The following is an 18,840-nucleotide window of genomic DNA, read 5'->3' as shown; positions in this document are numbered from 1 at the left end:
ACAGCGCCTGCCGGGGGCACGCCCCCTCCCGCTCGTCGCCTCGCGCCCTCCCCCCAAAACCCTTGGAGGAGGTGGAACCCACGCACTTCCGCACTCCCGCACTCACGCACTCACGCACCCGTTCACCCCTTCACCCCTTCACCCCTTCACCCGCTCACCCGCTCACCCGCTCACCCCTACGGCGGCGTCGAATCCGTAACGAACGGCGCCGCGGGCGGCCCCAGGATCAGCAGCACCCCGGGCCCGGCGGGAATGCGGTCCATCATGCGCACCAGTCCCATCCCGTTTACCGTCACGGCCGTGCTCACGCCCATCGGCGGGATGGGGAGCGGATACGGCACGCCGCTCAGCGAGTTGACCATGGTGCACAGCGACCCGGCGACGGCCAGCGGCATTCCCCCGGCGGTGAGGGTGGTCTGCGTGATGGTGGTGATGAACCCGCTGTCCGGCGGGCCCGCCGCGCCGGGGGTGAGCACCACCGCGCAGCCGTAGGAGACGGGCATTCCCGGCATGGTCGCGCCCTCACATCGAAAAGGTGGTCATTCCCTTTACCGTCACCATCGAGCCCTGCAGGGTGGCGGACGCGGTGCCCTGCACCGAGGCCGCGAGCCCCTTGAGGGTGAGCTGGCCGTTGGCCTCGACGCTGGCGCTGCCCCTGGCCTTCAGGGTCACGCTGGTGCCCTCCAGCGCCAGGTCGCCGTTGGCCGTAAGGGTCAGGCTTCCCGCGGCCTCGACGGTGATGTCGCCGTCCTGGTTGATGGTGATGGTGCTGCGCCCGGCGCTGACGGTGATGGTGCCGCCGCTGCCGCCGGGCTGGTCGATGAGCACCTCGTTCCTGCCGGCGGTGGCCTGGATGGAGCCGTCGTTGGCCATCACCGTCACCTTGGGCGCCATCTCGAGCCTGGCCTCGCGCTCGCCGCCCACGTTGCGCAGGCGGGATTGGAGGGTGTGGCCGTCGTCCTTGCCCAGCGGCAGCCGGGTAAGGATCTCGCCCGTCTCGTTGAGGGGCGGCCGGGCGGAGTCGGAGTACAGGCGCCCGATGACGACGGGCTGGTTGACGTCGCCCTTGTCGTAGGTGAGCAGCACCAGGTCGCCCACGGCGGGCGCGGCCACGCTCCCGACGTGCTGGGTGGCGATGGGGACGCGCTTGAGGAGCAGGTTGCTGTTCTTGAGGCGCACGTCGCAGCCGTAGTTGTCCTTGTCGCCGTCGCTGGCGTGGCTGCGCACCGCCTCGACCACGCCCAGGTCGGCCACGCGCACGCGCGCCATCTCCTGCCGGATGATTGCCTGGATGGTGTCGACGATGGTCCCCATCTCACCCCTCGCTGTGTATGATCGTGTCCCGCCCTGCCCACCGGCCTTCGCGGCACGGCGGCGTCCCACCCCGTCACCCCGTCACCCTGTCACCCGTTCACCCGTTCACCCGTTCACCCGCTCACGTCCACTCCCCGAAACCCCACCGCCGTCGTAAACCCATGCGTCTTGCTGAGCCGGTGCGTCACGCTGCGCACCTGAAAGGTGCCGTCGGCGTCCACGGCGCCCGTTTCCTCCAGCCGCACGGCGTCGCCCAGGCGGACGGCGGGGCGGCCGGCGATCACGGCCTCGCCGCGCACGCTGCGGCGGCGGAGGTCGGTCAGCGCGGCCTGGGCGGCGGCGGACGCGGCGGCGGGGGTGCGCAGGACGGGGCGCTCCAGCAGGAGCCGCGCGCCGCTCCCGGCGCTTCCCTTCGATCGCCCGGCGTCGTTCGTGAGCCACCCCCACGCTTCTTCGCCCTGGGATCCCGCCGGGCTCTCGCCCCAGGCCTCGACGGAACCAGCCGCGGGGTCGGTGCGGCGCACCTCCAGCGAGATCAGGTCGCGGCCGCGCCGCAGCACGTGCACCGCGTTGCCCTGCTGGAACCCGCGAAAGACCAGGCGCCCCTGGTCGTCGGCGTAGACGTCGAAGCCGCTCAGCGAGGCCAGGTCCCGCAGGTGGTGCCAGGCGGGGCGGCGCCCATCCACCACGTACGCGGGAAAGGAGGGCCCGTCGTCCGCCGCGGCCACCGCGACCCCCGCCTTCCCCGCCAGGTCGCGCGCGATGTCGCCCGCCGTGCGCCCCTCGTACGTCTGGTCCACGAACAGGCGCAGCAGCGGCGCGATTCCGCCTTCCACCCCCACGCGGTTCACGGTGAGCCCCGGGCGCAGCGAGGCGACTTTCCCGGTAAGGACGCGCGTAATGGAGCCCTCCTCGTCCGCGTAGCCCAGCTCCACCGTGACGTCGTTCCCCCGCTGCGGGACGATGCCGCCCACCTGCGCCAGGAGGAGCGTGGCGGCGTCCGCGGGCGCGTCCAGGTCCAGCTGGACGCACAATTCCAGCAGCGTGCTTTCCTTCGGCGCCCCGGCGCTGTCCATCCGCCGCCCGCCGATGGTGAGGAGGTACGAGGGAGTCAGCATCTCACCCCCTCACGCGACCGGCGGCGCGCCGCCGAGCTTGCTGATGGTGAACGGCTCGGGGAGCACCGCGCGCCCGCGGGACGGGTATTCCACGGAGATCTCCGCGCCTTCTGGGGGCACCTCGTCCACGTAGCCGACGATGGTCCGCTGATCGGAGGAGATCTCGAAGCGCCTCACCACCACATCGCCGACGCGGATCACCGGGTCCAGCGCGCCGATCCGGAACCCGCTCCCCCGCAGCACGATGCGCAGGGGAAGCATGGGGGCCATCGTGGCCGCGTCCTCCACAGCGAGAGCGGCCGGGGCGGCGCCGCCCACCGCTTCCAGCGTGTACGCGTGCACCTCCAGCTGTTCCGGCCCCTGTCCTTGCTCCGTCATTCCTTCACTCCTTTTCCATCCCCCGCTCACAGGGAGAACTCGATGTCGTCCACCGCCACCTCGCCCTGGGGGGTGACGTTGAACTCGAAGGTGATAGAGGTGAGTGCCGCCAGGTTCAGTTGCGGGTTGGCGGCCTTGAACGAATCCAGGCGCAGCCGCACCGTCTTGAGCGTGGACTTGGTGTCGCCCCCGCGCAGAATCGCCGCCGGGATGGTTGTCGCGCTGCTGACGGCCAGGGTGGCGGTGTGCGCCGCGTCGTCGGTCAGGCGCACGGAGAAGTCCTTGGCCGCGCCGGCGGGGTTCCGCGCGCTTCCGTGGCGCTGCGCGACGCGGAACGCGAGCACCTGAAAACCGGACACGTCCCGCGTGCCGAGCTGGGAGGTGTACGTTCCCCCGGCGGCCGTCCACACGATCATCCCCCCGTTGGTGGCGTGCACGAACGAGGGTGTGCCCACCCGCGTCAGCGCCTGCTCCGTGACCGTGGCGCCGACTGCGGTGACCGCTTGGCCCAGCGTGTTGGTCAACTCAGGGCTGGCACCGGGCTGCTCGAAGTTGTCCACGATGAGGGCGGCGGTCTCCTGGTACTGGGCATGGTGTTCCACCGCCGCCACCGTCGCCGGCACCGCTCCGTGCGCCAGGAACAGGTCGAACGCCTCGTCCCCGCGCACGTGCCGCTCCAGAAAGGCCAGGCAGTACCCTTTCGCGAAGCTCTTGTGGACCTCCACCGTCAGGGCGCGCGCATCGGTGCTGTCGATTTGCGTGGGGTTCTGCCAGTCCACGTTCTCGCAGAAGTTGTTGTGGATCGCCTCCGGCACGAACACCATGCCTTTCTTTGGAGACGCGTGGTCGTACAGCAGGAACGGGTTGATGGAGTCGTCCGTGCCGGCCACATCGTCGTCCAGCCCGCCATACAACACAAAGTACGGCGTGGTGGTGTGATTGAAGTTCAGCGCGTTGGTGGGCGCGATGGAGGCAACCGCCCGGATGCCGTGCGTGTGTCCCGCGGCCGCGTTCTGCTGCTCGGCGGCCACGACACCTTCTCCGCCACGCGAATGGCCCACCAGCCCAATGCGGGTGGTGTCGATCTTTCCCGTCAGCACGGGAACGCCGAGCGCCGCCGGAGTGCCAAGCGCGGTCAGGTGGTTCAGGATGGCCTCGCCGCGTTCGGCGATCAGATTGGGGCGCCCGTTGATGTCGTCGACATCGATGCTAATGGCGATGTAGCCGTGGGTGGCCAGGTGCTCGGCCAGGTAGGTGAACCCGGTAAAGCTTCCCACGAACGCGCCTCCGTCGTCCTTGCGGCGGTGGTTGCCGTGGAGGATCATCACCAGCGGACGCTGCGTGGGATTGGGGGCCACCTGGCCTGCCGCATCGCGCGGAAAGCGCACCAGCGCCTTGCGCCGGCAGGCAAAGGTGTCCGTGGGGTCCGGTGTGGTCGTGTCGGGGAAGTTCATGCTTCCGCTGTTGTAGGCGCCGCTTCCCACCGGCAGCGTCCCCGGCAGCGAGGGGTCCGCCAGCACCGCCACCTGCCGGGTGAACGCGGTTCCCAGCACGGTCGCGGTCGCGTCTGCCCGGACCGCCGCCACGCGAGAAACGGTGGCCCGCAACGGGTTGCCCACGACCGGCGTGGCGTTCGTCCACACCACCAGCCCCGCGGGGACGGGGTTCAGCACGGGGGTCAGCGTCCCCACCACCGTCACGTCGCCCGCCCCCGTCGTGGTGGCGAACAGCGTGCTGCTGCGCGCGCCGATCTGCGTCGCGCCCTGGACGCCGGTGATGTCGAATGCGACGACCGTCACCGTGACCGTACGCGTGACGCCCAGCAGCGCCGACGCGGCCTGCACCTGCACACCGGCGGCGACGGAGGGGGCCGTACGCGGCACCGTGCGCTGCCTCGGGTTTCCGACCACCTCGGCGCCGCCTGTCATCACCACCACGTCGGCGGGGAGCGGCACGGCGGGCGCGGGGGTGATGCGCGCCTCCGCCACCAGCGGGGCGGCGCCCGCCTGCGCAAGCGCGAAGAGCGCCGTTCCGTTCGCCGGCACCGCCGTGGTGTCCGCCACCGAGAGCGTAAAGTCAACCACGTTGATGGTGGCGGTGCGCGTGACCCCCGCCATGGCGGCCTGCACCCGCACCGCCGGACCAGACGTGTCCTTGGCCACCTTGCGCGCCAGCAGCCCGTCGGGGGTCACGGGGGCGCCGCTCCACACCACCAGGTCCGGGGGCGTGGGGGTGGGCGCCGGGTCCACCGAGGCGGCGACCACCGCGAGCGTCCCCGGCGCGGCCACGGAGATGAACTCGCCGCTCCCCGCCGGCGGGATCTCGGCCGCGCCGGTGACCTTGAGGGTGAACTCGGAGACGAAGACGCGGACCGACTGCGCCTGCCCCGCCACGGTCGCCGTAACGGTCACCTCGCGCTTTGGCGAGCGCGGGACCAGCCGTGCCAGCGGGCCGGCGGCGGTGGCGGTGCCGTCGCTGCTGGCCCAGGTGACCAGGTCGCTGGGCACGGGATTGGGAAGCGGGTCGATCACCGCGCCCACGTTCACCGCGCTCCCCGCCACCGTATCCACCACCGTCACGAAGTCGTTTCCCGCCGGCGTGGTCACCCGGGTGGCGCCCTGCACGTCCAGCCGGAAGGTGACGATGAAGAGGGTGATGCTGCGCGTGGAGCCGCCGATGCTGGCCGTGACCGTGACGGTGTTCTTGCTGGGCCGCTGCACGGTGGCCTGCAGCGGCTGGGCGGGGTTCTGCACGGCGCCGCTCCAGGTGATGAAGCCCGGCGGCAGCGGGTTGGGCTGCGGCGATACGTTCGCCACCACCGTCAGCGGCGTCCCCGCGGGAAGCGCGACGAAGCGCTTGCCCGCGGGCCCGTCCAGCCGGGTGGCCGCGGGAACGTCCAGCTCGAAGCTCACCACCGTGATGGTGGCCGAGCGCGACGCACCGCCGGCGGGCGGCGCCGCGGCCGGAGGCGGCGGGGGGGCGGCCGGCGTGCCACCGCCCACGCTCGCCGTGACCGTGGTCACCTGGATGGCCTGCTTGCTCACCAGGCGGAAGCGCGGCCCCGGGCCGGGCTGGCCGCCGGTCCAGTCCACGAGCCCCACGTCGTCCGGGACAGGGGGAGTGAAGACGGCTTCCACCGAGACGTCGCCGGTGTCGTCCTGGGCCGCGGCGAACTGGTCCGGACCGGTCCGCTCGGCGCCGGTGACGTTCAGCGCCAGCTCCGACACCTGGATGGTGACCGTCTTCGTCACCCCGGCGACGGTGACGCTGACCGTCGTCGTGCCCGCGGCGGCAAGGGAGAGGGTGCGGCGCAGCGGATCGTCCGTCTCGTCCCCCGCGGACCAGGCGACCATGTCGAACGGGACCACGTCGGGCGCGGGGGTGACGTCCGCGCGCACCGTCACCCTGCCGGTGGCGTTGCGGACGGCCACGAAGGTGGTCCCCCCCGCCCCGCCCAGCCGCCGGGCGCCCTCCACCGTGACGTCGAAGTTCACCACCTGCACGGCGGCGTACGTCTCCAGGGGGCGCCCGCCGGCCGCGGCGAGCTTCGCGATCACCTCCGTCCGCCCCACCGTCCCGCGCGAGACCGTGCGCTGCGTGGGCGTGGCGCCGGGATCGCCGCCCGTCATCGCCAGCCCGGAGGCGGACAGGTGCGGGGGAAGCACGGCACTCACCGTGACCGCCGGGGCCGCGGCGTCGCGAATGGCGATGAAGCGGTGGCCGTGCGGGCCGCCGTAGCGGGTCGCGCCCGCCACCCGCAGGGCCAGCGGCACGCACTCCTTCGCCGCGTCCGACGATCCGCGCGCCTGCGCGACCTCGGTGTCCAGCAGCCGCCGGTGATCCTCGCCCAGCTCCGGGAGCATCAGCCGGCCGCGGTTCCGCGGGGCACTGTCCGGTCCCGTCTCGTGGTCCAGCGACAGCCAGTGCCCCAGCTCGTGCGCCAGGATCACCTCCGCCTCCCGCGCGCTGGGCGTGTGGCGGGACGGCGGGATGGGCGGAAGCACCTGGCGGAGCACCACGTCGGCGATGGAGATGGCCACCAGCTCGCGAACCTGCGTCCCCGCGCCGTCCATCAACCCGCCGCGCAGGGTTACGCCGCCCTCGCCGAGCACGTCCACGCTGCCGAAGAAGAACAGGTTCACGGCGTTGGGCGTGGCGGCATCCGCCACCACGTTGTTGCGCTCGTCCTCGGTGACGTGGCAGGCGTCGCGGCCGGGGGTGGCGAACGCCTCGCGCACCACGTCGCGCACCTCGAAGCGCACGCGGGCGCGCCCCCAGATGGCGTTGGCGCCGCCGAGCATCGTCCGCACGGCCGCCTCGTCGCGCGCGGTGCGCTGCGGGTGCGTCGCCGGCGTCGCGGTGGACTCGTCCAGGCAGGTGCGCACCGCGCGGGTGGCGGGGTGCAGCGCCGTCATCAGGTGGACGACGACGGGAAGGCGGATCTCGCGCAGCACGGGGTCGCGCAGGATCAGCACGTCCAGCCGGGCCCCGTCGGTCGCCAGCGCCTTGCAGACCGTCGGCCCCAGCGCGGCGGCGCCGGGCGCGTCCAGCAGCCGGGCCACCACGCCGCGCTGGATCTCAAGCGCGTACAGGCCCCGGGGCTTGCCGGGAAACGAGAACGCGCCCTCCGCGTCCGTCCTTGCCGGCGTGGGCAGCCCGCTTCCCGCCTCGCCCGCGCGGTACTCGCCCGCGGCGGTGATCAGGACGAAGCTCTCGCCGGCGGCGGGCACCTGCTCCACCGTGCCGTCGGCGCGCTCCACCTCGCGAAGGATGCGGCCGGCGGCGTTCACCGTCCCCGGCTCGGCCGGCTGGATGAGCAGCCGCGGCGGCTCGGGCGGCGGGGTGCGCTTGCTGAACGCGCAGCGCTTCGCCCGGTCGCCCGGCCCCAGGCACCAGTCGGCGGCGGTGCGCCCCGGCGGGTGCAGCGTCCAGGTGTCGGGCTCCGGCGCCGGGGCGGGAAGCGTGGTGCGGGTCGTAAAGAGCAGCTCCACGCGCCGGTTGGGGCGATGCGCGTCCCCGGTGTTGTTCACCGGGTCCTGCTCGCCGCACCCGATCCACTCCAGCTTCGTCCCCGCGCAGTTGGCGAGCAGCTGCGCGCGGGGGACGGCGGGGGGATCGTCGGCCAGGTAGTCGCGGATGAGCGCGTCCCACACGGCGTCGTCCACCGTGGTCCCCGGGGGAAGCCCCTTGCGGCAGCGAAAGGCGCGCACCGCCTCGTCTGTGACGGGGCCGTGCCGGCCGTCGATCTGCCCGGGGTAGTCGCCCAGCTGCTGCAGCATCTGCTGGTACTCGCGCGCGCCCCAGCGGTCCTGCACCGTACGGACGGGATCGCCCGTGCGCGGCTGGCGCAGCGCCGTCCACTCCGCCACGGCGGCATCCGGCGTCTCCTGGAAGCAGACGCAGGCAAAGACGGCGCGCGCCCGCCGCTCGCTGAGCGACTGGTTGTACGCGTCGCTCCCCGTCTTGTCGGTGTGGCCCACCACGATGAGCTTCTGCGACGGGTGCGCGCGCCCGTAGCTGGCCGCGCGCCGCAGCGCCGCGCGCATGCACGGCTCCACGAAGGCGTTGTCGAAGCGAAAGCTGACGGAGAACGCCCGCGCCACCCCCTGCGCGGGGACCAGGGTAATGCGCACCCGCGTGGTCTGCCCCGCGCGCACCGTGGCGGTGCCGGCGCCCGTCATCTCGGGCTCGGCGACGGTGGCGGTCACCGTGTGCTCGCCCAGCGGCGCGGCGGACTCGGTCCACAGGTTCCCCGCGCGGTCCGTCAGCGTGCGCGACGCCGGCCCCCCCGCGCCCCCGCCCTGCGCGGTGACCGTCACCCGCCCCATGTCGAAGTCCGGCTCGCCCTCGACGACGACCTCCACCTCCAGCACCCCCGTGTCCGTGGCCGGCCTGGGGGGGACGACGGGGGGCACCTCGGTCTGGCGCGGCGGGGGCGGCACGTACTCGCGCAGGAGAAAGGCGTACTCGAAGCGGTCCGGCTTTCCCGCCAGCTCGCGCACATCGAGCTTTTCGACCAGCACGCGGGTCACGCGGGTGGCCGTGGCCACGTCGGCGACGAAGTCCACCGGTTTCGCGGCCCGAAGCTGGCCCCGCAGCTCCTCCAGCCCCTCGCGCGCCTCGGGCCCGGCGACGACGCCGGTGACGGCCACGCGCGCGGCCCGCCGCCCGGTGCGCTGCAGGAAGTCGCCGTCCAGCGCGGGCACGGCGTGGTGGACCAGCCCATGGCTGTCCTCCACGTCGATGCACTGCGCCAGCGGCAGCTCCAGCTCTCCCAGCAGCGTCCTGGTGGTCATGTCTAAGTCGTCGCTCGTCAGAAGCAGGTACGCCTCACGCAGCGCCCAGCAGGCGCTTCACCAGCTCGTAGCTCTCACTCCCGGTCCACCCGCGGGCGGGTGCCAGCACAAGCCAGCGTTTCAGGAAGTCACGCAGCTCGCCGTCCGCGGGCGCCCGCGAAGCATAGTCCGCCCCCGTTCTCCGCACCGTCTCGTCCTCGTCCATCAGCATCCCGCCCAGCAGAAGCAAGAGCGCCTCGGGGTTCCGGCCGGAAAAGCAGAGCGTCAGAAGAAACTCGAACGCGCCCCGCCGTACGGGTGGATCCGGGTGCATCAGGAGCGGCCTGACCCGCGCGGCTTCGGACGGCACCGCGGCAGGGCGCAGGAACTCCAGGACGGCCGGCAGCACCCCGGCACCCTCCGGCGACCAGGCGTCGTCGCTGGCGAGCCACGCCAGCAGCGTGCTGCGCGTCTCCGGGCGCTGCAGCTCGTCGCGCAGGCCCGCGTGCGCCCGCAGCACGGCGTCGCGGGTGAGGACGTCATACGCCGTGAGATAGGCGCCCAGCGGCTCCGGAAGTCCGATCATGCTCCTCCTTCGTGCACACGCGCTCAATACGGGCGGCTGAAACGGTGGGCCCGTATGGCATCGATCTGTGGCGGAATGGTGAGGTTGGGCGTACGGGCCGTGTTGATGAACTGCGTGTTCCACAGCCGCTTGGGGTTGGCGACCCCCTGCGTGTTCACCTTCGGGAAGCGGTGCAGCACGTTCCGGCCATCCACGGGGCCGGGGCCCGGCGACGGGTCGGGCCCCAGGTCGAAGTGCCCGCCGGCGATGGAGCCGGACAGGTTGGTGGTGATGTGGGTAGCCTCGTGCACGTCCGTGAACTGGGTCAGGGCCGAGCGTACCGCCACGAAGGCGAACCCGCGCGCCCCCGAGGCCACGGTGGCGTAGTCGTCGGCGAAGGCCTGGCCCGCAAGGTGGGTTGCGAGCACCTGCGGCTGCGCGGGCGGCGGCACGTCCAGGATCCGCGCCACGTATATGACGTACAGGTCGTTCGCGTCGAAGCCGGGGAGCAGCTTTACCGCGGCGATCAGGTCACGCATCTCGGAAGAGGGAACGACGTTCCCGAACAGATCCCCCGTCGGCGCCTGGACGGAGGGATCCTGCCCGATCGGGTCGCCGGGAAAGCGCGTGGTCCCCCACCCCAGGCACGACGCCGGGGGGTCCAGCGCCAGCTCGTCCAGTTCCATGAACACGCCCGCCCGTGCGTAGATGGACCAGAAGGCGGCCTTTGCGGCGTCCCGGCGCGCGCCCAGCAGCACACCCGTGCCTCCCACCGAGGTGCGGACGTTCACCATGTGCACCCGGATCCGGCGCCGTTCCTCGGGCCCGCGCTCGAACACGGGGATGCGCACGGTCGCCACGGGCACGGGCGCGCCGGGCGGCGTGTACTCGGCGAACACCTCGCTGTCCAGCGGATGGGTGTCGTTGACCGTGATACGGCGCAGACGGTGGTTGCTGGTGCCGACCGCGCGCGCACCCGCCTCCGGGTGCGGAGGTGCCAGGCCGCTGTCGGTCGCCTGTGCCCTGTCCACGTCGTCGGTCACCAGCATCACCGCGCGCGAGGTGAAGACGCCCGGGGTGCCGGTCACATGGAGAAGGGAGAGGCGCGCCGAAGCCCCCGGTGCCGGGGGATCGTCGGCACCCCCGCCCGGAAACCGGGTGCGCCAGTCGATCGATACCTCGGCGCCCGTGACGCTTGGATCGCGCACGCGGAAGTGGAAGCGTCGCGTATCGGAGCCCACGAAATTGGCGTTCTCGGCCAGGCCGTTGCGGGGCGTGAGCACATGCGCGGCGTCGAACGCGTTGTCCCACAGCCCCACCTGGACGGAGGTGGCCGCGGGCGCCGCGACGCCGGCCGCCCGGGTGACTTCGATCTGCACCACCGTGAAGCTCACCGTGCGCGTGGTCCCCGCGAGGGTGGCGCGTACCGGGATGCGGGCCACCACGTTGCGGCGCAGCGTGCGCACCAGGGGGTCGGGACCGACGAGGGCGGGCGGGCTCCACGCCACGCCGTTCGCCGGCAGCGCGGCGGAGGGCGGCGGGGTCAGCACCACCCGGGCCGTGGCGTTCAGCGTGGGATGGATCTCCGCGAAGAACTCCGTCCCCGCGGGGCCGCCCGCCTGCACCGCGCCCTCCACCCGCAGCGTCATCGCCACCAGCTCGATGGTCACGCTGTGCGTCACGTCGCCGATGGTGGCGGTGACGGTGCCGCTCCGCGCCGTGTCGCGCTGGAGGAGGCGCTCCAGCGGGCCCAGGGGGTCCGTCGCCAGCGTGCCTCCCCACACCACCAGGTCCGCAGGGACGGGAGAGGGCGCGGGGTCCAGCAGCGCGCGGACCGTCAGGGTGCGGGGCGGGTCCACCACGGACAGGAAGTTTCCGTTCGCCAGCCGCACCGCGTCCGTGACCTCGAGGGTAAAGTCCTCGGCCACCTGGATGACGATCGTCCGCGTGACCGTCCCCACCGTGACGGGAACGGCAACGTTGCCCGCCGTGGCGCGCGGCACCGACCGGCGCAGCGGGTCGGGGAGCTCCGTGCCGGCGCCCCAGTTCGCCAGGTCGGCGGGGGCCAGGAAGGGGTCCGGCGCCAGGACCGCGCGCGCCACCAGCGGCGTGGTCGCGCTGCGGATGGCGTAGAAGCCGGTGGCGGGAAGGGGCGCCAGCCGTTTGGCTCCGATCACGTCCACGTCGAAGTCCACCACGTAGACGGAGACGTGCACCACCAGCGGCGTCCCCCCGCCCGCGGGGCGAAAGCGCGCCACCACGTCCACGGGCGGCCCGGCGGTGCGCGCCACCGTGCGCTGCAGCGGGCCGGCGCCCGCCGCGCCGCCCGTAAAGGCCAGCGTTCCTCCGCCCGGCGGCTGCAGGTGCGGCGGAAGCACCGCGTCCACCGTAACGTCGGCCCCGCCCGCCCCGGTGACGGCCACGAAGCGGTGTCCGCGCGCGCCGCCGAACGCCGTGGCCCCGGCCACCCGCAGCGAGAGGGGGGTGCAATCGCGGGCGCCGGGCGCGGCGCGGGCCGCCAGCACCTCCTGCTGCACCAGCCGCACGTTCGCGGCGGCGGGCGGCGAGCGCATCAGCCGGTTCTGCGCCTGCGCACCGGTGCCGCCCACGTGCGGAAGCCCCAGCTGCTCGCCCAGCGCGTGGGCCACGATCACCTCCGCCTCGGCCTGCGTGGGCTCGGCGACGTCCAGCAGGGACAGCACCACCCGGTCGCCCAGCGCGCACCCCTCGGCGGTGCGGACGGGGGTGCCCGCGCCGTTCTGCACCGTCTCGGTGGTGTGCACGGCCACCTCGCCGGTGGCCGCGGCCAGCGTGCCGAAGAAGTACAGGTTCACCGCGTTGGGAGCGGCCGAATCCACCAGGATGCGCCGGAACTCGGCGTCATCCACCGCGCATCCGTCGCGGCCGGGGGTGGCGAACGCCTCCGCCACGGCCGCGCGCACCTCCATCCGGATGCGGGCGCGCCCCCAGATGCGCCGGTTCACCTCCGCCACCAGCGCGCGCGCCTGCGCCTCGTCCCGGACCGGACGCTGGCGATGGCTCACGTCCGCCTGGATCAGATCCGGGCAGGTGCGGACGTCGCGGGTGACGGGGTGCAGCGCGGTCATCAGGTGCACGATCACCCGCAGCCGGATCTCGCGCAGCACGGGGTCGCGCAGGATGCGCACGTCCAGCGCGCCGCCCGTGGCCGGGATGGCGCCGCAGACCGTGGGGCCGCGCGCCGCCGCGTCGTCGTCGGCCGCGGGGCGCGCCAGCACCGAGTCCTGGATCTCCAGCGCGTACACGCCGGGCGTCTTGCCGGGAAAGGAAAAGCGCCCGGCGGCGTCGGTCCGCGCCGGGGTGCCGCCGCCGCTCCCCGTTTCTCCCGCCAGGAACTCGCCCCGGGGGGTGATGAGGACGATGGACAGGTGGGCCGCCGGCACGCGGGTGACCACGCCGGTGGCCGCGTCCTCCACCTCGCGCTCGATCAGCCCCTGCACCGCGACCGTTCCCGGCTCCGCGTCCTGGATGAGCCAGCGCGGCGGGGCGGCGGGCGCCGTGCGCGTGGCGAAGCAGGTGCGGCTGGCGCCGGGGCCGCCCAGGCACCATTCGCCGGCCGCGTGGCCGGGCGCGGGGAGCCCCCAGGTGTCGGGGGCCGGCACCGCGCAGGGAAGGCGGGGCGCCGTGGTCAGCAGCAGCTCCACCCGCCGGTTGGGGCGGTGGGCGCTCTGGGTGTTCAGGACGGGGTCTTCTTCGCCGCACCCCAGCCACTCCAGCAGCGTGCCCTCGCAGTTGGGAAGGCGCTGCGCCGCGGGAAGGGTGGGCGGGTCGTCGGCCAGGTACGCGCGGATCAGGGCGGACCACACCACGTCGTCCACCGTGGTCCCCGGGGGAAGCCCGTGCTGGCAGCGGAAGGCGCGCACCGCCTCGTCCGTCAGCGGCCCGTGGACGGCGTCGATGCGGCCGGGGTAGAAGCGCAGCTCCTGCAGCATCTGCTGGTACTCGCGCGCGCCCCAGCCGCCCGTCTCCTTTTCCGTGGGCGACGCCACGGTGCGCCGCTGGCGGATGGCCGTCCACTCGGCCACGGCGGCGTCGGCGGCGGCCGGCCCGGTGCCAAAGCGCAGCGCGGCGAACACGGTGCGGGCCCGGCGCTCGGAGAGCGACTGGTTGTACGCGCCGGGCCCGGTGCGGTCGGTGTGGCCCACCACCACCACCTTCTGCGACGGCCGCGCCCGCGCGAACGCCGCCGCGCGCCGCAGCTGGGCGCGCATGCACGGCTCCACGAAGGCGCTGTCGAAGCGAAAGCTCACCATGAACATCCGCGCCACCGCGCCGGTGGGCGCCAGGACGATGCGCAGCGGCGTGGTCTGCCCCGCCCGCACGGTCCCCTGCGCCGAGCCGGCCATGGGCGGGTCGGCCACGGTGGCGGTCACCGTGTGCGGGCCCGCCGGGGCGGCGGCGTCCGTCCAGGTGCCGCCGGCGCGGTCCGTCAGCTCGCGGGTGGCGGCGCCGCCGGGGCCCGTGGTCGCGGCCGTGACCGTGACGCGCGACGGGTCGAAGTCCGGCTCCCCCTCCACCGCCACCTCCACCACCAGCGTCCCCGTGCCGGTCGAGCTCGCGGGCGTACCGGTGCTCCCCGGGACGACCGTCCGCGGGCCGTCCGTCTTCGTGGACGCGGGCGGGTCCAGGTGCTCGCGGAGAAGGAAGGCGTACTGCCAGCGGTCGGGGCGGCCCGAGAGCTCGCGCACGTCCCACCGCTCGATCACCACGCGGGTGACGCCCGTCGCCGTGGCCACGTCGGCCACGAAGTCCACCGGCTGCGCGCTCCGCGACTTTTCGCGCAGCGCCTCCAGCCCCCCGCGCGCGTCGGGTCCCGCCACCACGCCGGTGATGGCCACGCGCGCCGCCCGCCGCCCCATCTGCTGCAGCACGTCACCGTCCAGCCCGTGCACGGCGTGGCGGACCAGCGCGCGGCGGTCCTCCACGTCGATGCACTGCGCCAGCGGCAGCTCCAGGCGGTCCAGCAGCGTCTTCGAGGCCATGCGGGGGTCGCGGGTTTACGACTTGAGCTCGGTCAGCTTGGTGGTGATGTGCTGCAGCAGCGCCAGGATGTCGGCCTTTACCGTGTCCAGCGTGGGCAGGCCCGACACCACGTTCACCACGGCCAGCACCTGGTCGATGGCCGGCTTCTGCGCCGGGAGCAGGTTCTCGGCGGTGGTCAGCAGCGCCTTTACGCCGTCGGTGAACTGGGCCACCTGCGCCAGCCCGGGGATGGCGCCCACGTTCAGGTTCTCGATCTCCGTCTTCAGCTGCCCCATCAGCGCGATCAGCTTGTCCAGCAGCTGGGTGATCTGCGGCACCGCGGTCCTGAGCGCCGCGATGGCGGGCTTGATGGTGGTGAAGTTGGCGTCCAGGAAGGTCTTGAACTGCTCCAGCGCCGTCTTGAGGTCCTGGTACAGGTTGGTGTCCGCCATGATGGGCCTCCTGCGGGTGGGCGGCGGGGGCGCCGCGGCCGGGGTGCGGGTCGGTGGATCGGGGTCCGGCGCCCCCTCAGCCGGAGCCCGCGGCCTGCCGGAACGCGCGCAGGCGGGCGAGCAGTCCCTGCATCTGCTCCACGAACGGCTCCAGCCCCGAGACGAAGAGCGGCGCCAGCTCCAGCGCGCCGGCCAGGCCGTCCATCAGCCCCGCGGCCTCGTCCAGCACCCCGGCGTCCACGGCGGGGCCGGGGGCGGCGGGGGGCGGCTCCAGGTACTCGTCCAGGGCCAGGGCGTACACCCAGCGCTGGGGCCGGCCCGCCGACTCGCGCACCCGCAGGTCGGCGATGGACATGCGCTCTATCGCCGCGCCGCGGGTGATGTCGGCGATGAACGGCACGGGGCCGCCGGCGCGGAACTTCGCGGCCAGCTTCTCCACGAACTCCGCCGCGTCGGGCCCGGCCGCCACGCCCCACAGGCGCACGCGGGCGGCGTGGCGCCCCAGGTCCTGCAGCACGCTTCCGTCGGCCCCGGCGGCGTGGTGCTCGGCCAGCGCGCGCTGCTCGCCGATCGCCGCCTCCTGCACCTGCGGAAGCTCCAGGTCGTCCAGCATGGGCCGCATGCGTCCTCTACACGTCGATGCCGTAGCGCCGCGCCTCGTCGTCCAGGATGCGCTTGAGGCGCCTGGCCAGCGCGTCGTCCAGCTCTTCGGCGGCGCGCTCGGCGTCCCGCGCGAACGGGTGCCCGGCGGCGTGGGGCCCGCCCGCCGGCGCGCCCCACCCCTGCGCCCCCCACCCCTGCGACAATGCCGCGGCGTCCTGGCCCGCGGCCAGCGGCGCGGGCGCGCGCGCGGCCTCCGCGGCGGCCGGGTCCGGCGCGGCCTCGCCCAGCACGGCGGTGCGCGGGGGGAACGGGCCGGGGGTCAGGGGGGGCGGAAGCGGGCCGGCGGGACGGTACAGCCCGCCCGCCGTGGGGATGGGGCCGCGCGGCGTGCCCCCTTCGGCGGCGGGCGAGGCGGACGGGGATGCGGCCGGCCCCCGCTCGCCGCCGGACGCACCGGCGGAGGGGCGCGGACGCGCGGTTCCGGCGGATGCGGACGCCCTCGCCGCGGCCGGCCGCCCGTCCGTCGCGCCGGCGGCGGCGGTGCGCGGGCCGCCCGGCCAGGGAAGCACCGCCGGCCATCCCACCCAGCGGTCCCGCCCGTCTTCGGGGAATGAGGATGCGTCCGCGCCGCCGATCCGGTTCCGCGCGGCGCCGGCGGACGCGAGCAGCGGATGGGTGGAAGGCCGCAGCACCCCCTCCGCCGTCGCCACCACGCGGACCGGGCGTGGATCGCCAGCGGAGGACGCCGCGCGGTCCGCCAGCGCGCGGACGAGCGACGGGACGTGGACTGCCCGGTGCCCGCGCGGCCGCCCGCCCGGCGCGGCAAAAGGCGCCGCATCCGCATCCCCGTCCACCGGTCCGCCGTCGCCCCCGGCCGCACGGCGCCGCGCCTGGCGCAGGAGCGACGTGGCGGCGTTCGCGGGCGCGCGGCGGGCGGACTCGGCCGCGGTCCCCCGCGCCGGGGCGCGCGGCCGGCCGCTGGCCAGCCGCGCGAGCACGTCCGCCGGCGCGGCGGGGCCGTCCAGCGGCGCATCCCACTCCCGCGCCAGCCGCGGCGCGCCGGAGGGCCCGCCCTCCTCCACCTCCGCCCCCCACGGACGGTGCGGATCACGGGGATCCACCCCCATCCGGCGCGCCCCGGCCGGCTCCATCGCGCCCGGAGCATCCGCCCGGAGCGGACGGCGTGGATCATCCGGTCCCGGTCCACCGGACCGCCGGCCGGCGGATTCGATCCCCCCCGCGTCCCCCGCCAGGGGCGGACGACGTGGATCGGCCGAATCCCTCCACCCCGCCCGGTGCCGCGCATCCCCCGCATCGCCGCCCTCCACCGCATCCGCCCGCCGCGGGCGATCCGGCGCGTCGAAATCCATCCGCCCCGCCTCCCCCGTTCCACCCGCCGTTGCGGCGCCGCGCAGAAAGCGCCGGATCGCCCGCCGCGCCACCGTGCCGATCCACCGCCCCCCGCGCGCCTCGCCGCCCGGCGCGGGACCCGCCGCATCCGCCCGCACGCGGTCGATGGACGGAAGCGCGGGCGATCCGGCGCCGTTCCGCCACCCCGCCAGCCGGTCCGCCAGGGCGAGCGACGGCAGCGCGTGGGGCGACGACGTCCGCGCGGCGCGCGCGGCGCGGCGGACGATCTCGTCCCACTCCATCGCGCCGCCGGTGGAGACGCCGGCCGCCGGGCCCGCGGGGCCGGACCAGCGCCGCAGCGTGCCCTCGTCCGCGCGGCGCGGCAGGGCGGACGGGCGGGGCCGGTGCGGCGGCGCCGCGAGCGCAGCGGCGGCGCGGCGTTCCCGCGGGGTGCGGGCGCGCGGCGCTGCGTCGTCCGCACCCTCCGCGGACGGCGCGTCGCTCTTCCCGGCGCGGCGGCGGGGCGAGGGGGGAGATTCGCCGCGCCGCGAGGGCGCCGGCGGGGCGGCGGGCGCGTCCGCGGGGGACGAAGGGGCGGAGCCGGAGTCGGCGGAGGAAAGGGCGTCCAGGGCGCCGCCCAGGAGCGGGCCCTCGCGCAGGGCGGGACGCACGGCGGCCAGCGCGGGCGCCCAGGCGGTGCCGCGCGCCAGGGCGTGCAGCCGGGCGCCGGCGCGCTCGGAGCCGCGCATCCACGCCGCGGGGGCGCGCCCCGCGTCCAGCAGGCGAAGGGTGCGCCGCCTCACGCCGCCTCCGCCCCGTCGTGCACCATCTGCAGGTACAGCAGGATCTGCCCGATGGTCATCCCGCTCACGTCCTCGGGCGTCCACCCGAACTCGCGCGCCAGCACGAAGCAGGCGCGGGCCAGCGGCGCCTGCACCAGCTCCTCCAGCGCGTCGCGCGGCGTGTCGATCCCCGAGAGCTCGTCGATCCGCTCCACCAGGAACCGCGCCAGCCCCGCCGGCAGCTGCGCCACCTCGTCCGCGCGCAGCGCCGGCTCCACCAGCGCCTGGCTGATCATCAGCGCGGCCGACAGCCCGTCGTCGTCGCGGGCGGCGCGGCCGATGCGCTGCAGGTCGCGCACGGTCAGCGGGCGCAGCACCACCCGCGAATCGGCGCGGGCGGCGTCCGGCGGCAGCAGCGCCGCCGGAAGCTCCAGCTCGTGCGTAAGCTGGCCGCCCGCCAGCAGCTCCTCGGCGGTCAGGGCCATGGATCAGGCGCCCCCTTCCACGTCGTCCACGGTGATGAACAGCCCCTTGAACGTCACCGACTCCATCACGAAGTCGGCTTCGGGAAGCGAGTACGCCCAGTTCTCGAACTTTACCCCGTGCACGGTAAGGGTGCTGCTGGTGCCGGGGACGGCGGGGTCCTTTACGTCCAGCATCAGGTTGAACGAGGGCTGCGCGTACGGCTCGGCCTCGCGGGCCGGCAGCGCGCCCTTGCCCAGCAGCAGGCGAAGAAGGGCGCCGTTGATGTAGGCGCGGTCCACCTTGCCGCTGACGTAGATGTTGCCGGGGCGCAGCGACACCGGGTGCCGCCGCCCGATCTCGTGAAAGGTTTCCAGGTCCGTGCGCACGAAGACCTCCACGTTGCTGGCCCGGCCCACGGGCGAAAGCTGGAAGAAGTTGATGATCTCCTCCGCCGCCTGCCCCTCGGGGGTGGCCTCCACCGCCAGCGTGAGGGTGGCGTCCGTGCCGCGGAAAACGTTGGTGTTGGGCATCTTGCGG

General features: G+C 74.5%; 12 protein-coding genes. All 12 read right to left on the bottom strand.

Going from position 1 to position 18,840, the window contains the following annotated elements; translation table 11 throughout:
* Positions 1 to 176: 176 nt before the first annotated feature.
* The 12 genes from VGC13_RS14215 to VGC13_RS14155 all read right to left on the bottom strand — a co-directional run bounded on the left by VGC13_RS14215 (position 177) and on the right by VGC13_RS14155 (position 18,833).
* Complete coding sequence (locus VGC13_RS14215; RefSeq protein WP_331125919.1) at positions 177 to 512, bottom strand: hypothetical protein; 336 nt, start codon at positions 510 to 512, stop codon at positions 177 to 179.
* Positions 513 to 522: 10 nt separating this feature from the next.
* Positions 523 to 1,314: a phage baseplate assembly protein V gene (locus VGC13_RS14210; RefSeq protein WP_331125918.1), complete on the bottom strand. Its 792-nt coding sequence runs from the start codon at positions 1,312 to 1,314 to the stop codon at positions 523 to 525.
* 113 nt (positions 1,315 to 1,427) lie between these two features.
* Entirely contained in the window at positions 1,428 to 2,432 is a 1,005-nt protein-coding gene (locus tag VGC13_RS14205; protein ID WP_331125917.1) for a hypothetical protein, read from the bottom strand.
* Between the two features lie 9 nt (positions 2,433 to 2,441).
* On the bottom strand, positions 2,442 to 2,810 hold the full coding sequence (locus VGC13_RS14200; RefSeq protein WP_331125916.1) for an IPT/TIG domain-containing protein: 369 nt from the start codon (positions 2,808 to 2,810) through the stop codon (positions 2,442 to 2,444).
* Between the two features lie 26 nt (positions 2,811 to 2,836).
* Positions 2,837 to 9,106, bottom strand: coding sequence for an OmpA family protein (locus VGC13_RS14195; protein ID WP_331125915.1), 6,270 nt, complete (start codon positions 9,104 to 9,106; stop codon positions 2,837 to 2,839).
* 34 nt (positions 9,107 to 9,140) lie between these two features.
* Positions 9,141 to 9,671 carry a hypothetical protein gene (locus VGC13_RS14190; protein ID WP_331125914.1) on the bottom strand — a complete coding sequence of 177 codons (531 nt, stop codon included), beginning with the start codon at positions 9,669 to 9,671 and terminating at the stop codon, positions 9,141 to 9,143.
* 23 nt (positions 9,672 to 9,694) lie between these two features.
* Entirely contained in the window at positions 9,695 to 14,671 is a 4,977-nt protein-coding gene (locus VGC13_RS14185) for an OmpA family protein (RefSeq protein WP_349264213.1), read from the bottom strand.
* A gap of 15 nt (positions 14,672 to 14,686) precedes the next feature.
* Positions 14,687 to 15,103: a hypothetical protein gene (locus tag VGC13_RS14175; RefSeq protein WP_331125913.1), complete on the bottom strand. Its 417-nt coding sequence runs from the start codon at positions 15,101 to 15,103 to the stop codon at positions 14,687 to 14,689.
* A gap of 76 nt (positions 15,104 to 15,179) precedes the next feature.
* Complete coding sequence (locus VGC13_RS14170) at positions 15,180 to 15,725, bottom strand: DNA circularization N-terminal domain-containing protein (RefSeq protein ID WP_331125912.1); 546 nt, start codon at positions 15,723 to 15,725, stop codon at positions 15,180 to 15,182.
* A 7-nt stretch (positions 15,726 to 15,732) separates the two neighbouring features.
* Complete coding sequence (locus tag VGC13_RS14165) at positions 15,733 to 17,859, bottom strand: hypothetical protein (RefSeq protein WP_331125911.1); 2,127 nt, start codon at positions 17,857 to 17,859, stop codon at positions 15,733 to 15,735.
* On the bottom strand, positions 17,856 to 18,323 hold the full coding sequence (locus VGC13_RS14160) for a hypothetical protein (protein WP_331125910.1): 468 nt from the start codon (positions 18,321 to 18,323) through the stop codon (positions 17,856 to 17,858). Before VGC13_RS14160 ends, VGC13_RS14165 begins: the two co-directional genes overlap by 4 nt.
* A gap of 3 nt (positions 18,324 to 18,326) precedes the next feature.
* Entirely contained in the window at positions 18,327 to 18,833 is a 507-nt protein-coding gene (locus tag VGC13_RS14155) for a hypothetical protein (protein WP_331125909.1), read from the bottom strand.
* Positions 18,834 to 18,840: the final 7 nt, after the last annotated feature.

Origin of the sequence: Longimicrobium sp. (assembly GCF_036399255.1) — a bacterium.
Classification (GTDB): Bacteria; Gemmatimonadota; Gemmatimonadetes; order Longimicrobiales; family Longimicrobiaceae; genus Longimicrobium.
Note: the sequence above shows the minus strand (reverse complement) of the source record. Positions and strands in the feature narration are given on the sequence as shown.

Coding starts and splice junctions, on each gene's coding strand:
- VGC13_RS14200 (WP_331125916.1), bottom strand. CDS start 2,810: ATGACGGAGCAAGGACAGGGGCCGGAACAGCTGGAGGTGCACGCGTAC.
- VGC13_RS14190 (WP_331125914.1), bottom strand. CDS start 9,671: ATGATCGGACTTCCGGAGCCGCTGGGCGCCTATCTCACGGCGTATGAC.
- VGC13_RS14170 (WP_331125912.1), bottom strand. CDS start 15,725: ATGCGGCCCATGCTGGACGACCTGGAGCTTCCGCAGGTGCAGGAGGCG.
- VGC13_RS14160 (WP_331125910.1), bottom strand. CDS start 18,323: ATGGCCCTGACCGCCGAGGAGCTGCTGGCGGGCGGCCAGCTTACGCAC.
- VGC13_RS14195 (WP_331125915.1), bottom strand. CDS start 9,106: ATGACCACCAGGACGCTGCTGGGAGAGCTGGAGCTGCCGCTGGCGCAG.
- VGC13_RS14155 (WP_331125909.1), bottom strand. CDS start 18,833: ATGCCCAACACCAACGTTTTCCGCGGCACGGACGCCACCCTCACGCTG.
- VGC13_RS14205 (WP_331125917.1), bottom strand. CDS start 2,432: ATGCTGACTCCCTCGTACCTCCTCACCATCGGCGGGCGGCGGATGGAC.
- VGC13_RS14210 (WP_331125918.1), bottom strand. CDS start 1,314: ATGGGGACCATCGTCGACACCATCCAGGCAATCATCCGGCAGGAGATG.
- VGC13_RS14185 (WP_349264213.1), bottom strand. CDS start 14,671: ATGGCCTCGAAGACGCTGCTGGACCGCCTGGAGCTGCCGCTGGCGCAG.
- VGC13_RS14215 (WP_331125919.1), bottom strand. CDS start 512: ATGCCGGGAATGCCCGTCTCCTACGGCTGCGCGGTGGTGCTCACCCCC.
- VGC13_RS14175 (WP_331125913.1), bottom strand. CDS start 15,103: ATGGCGGACACCAACCTGTACCAGGACCTCAAGACGGCGCTGGAGCAG.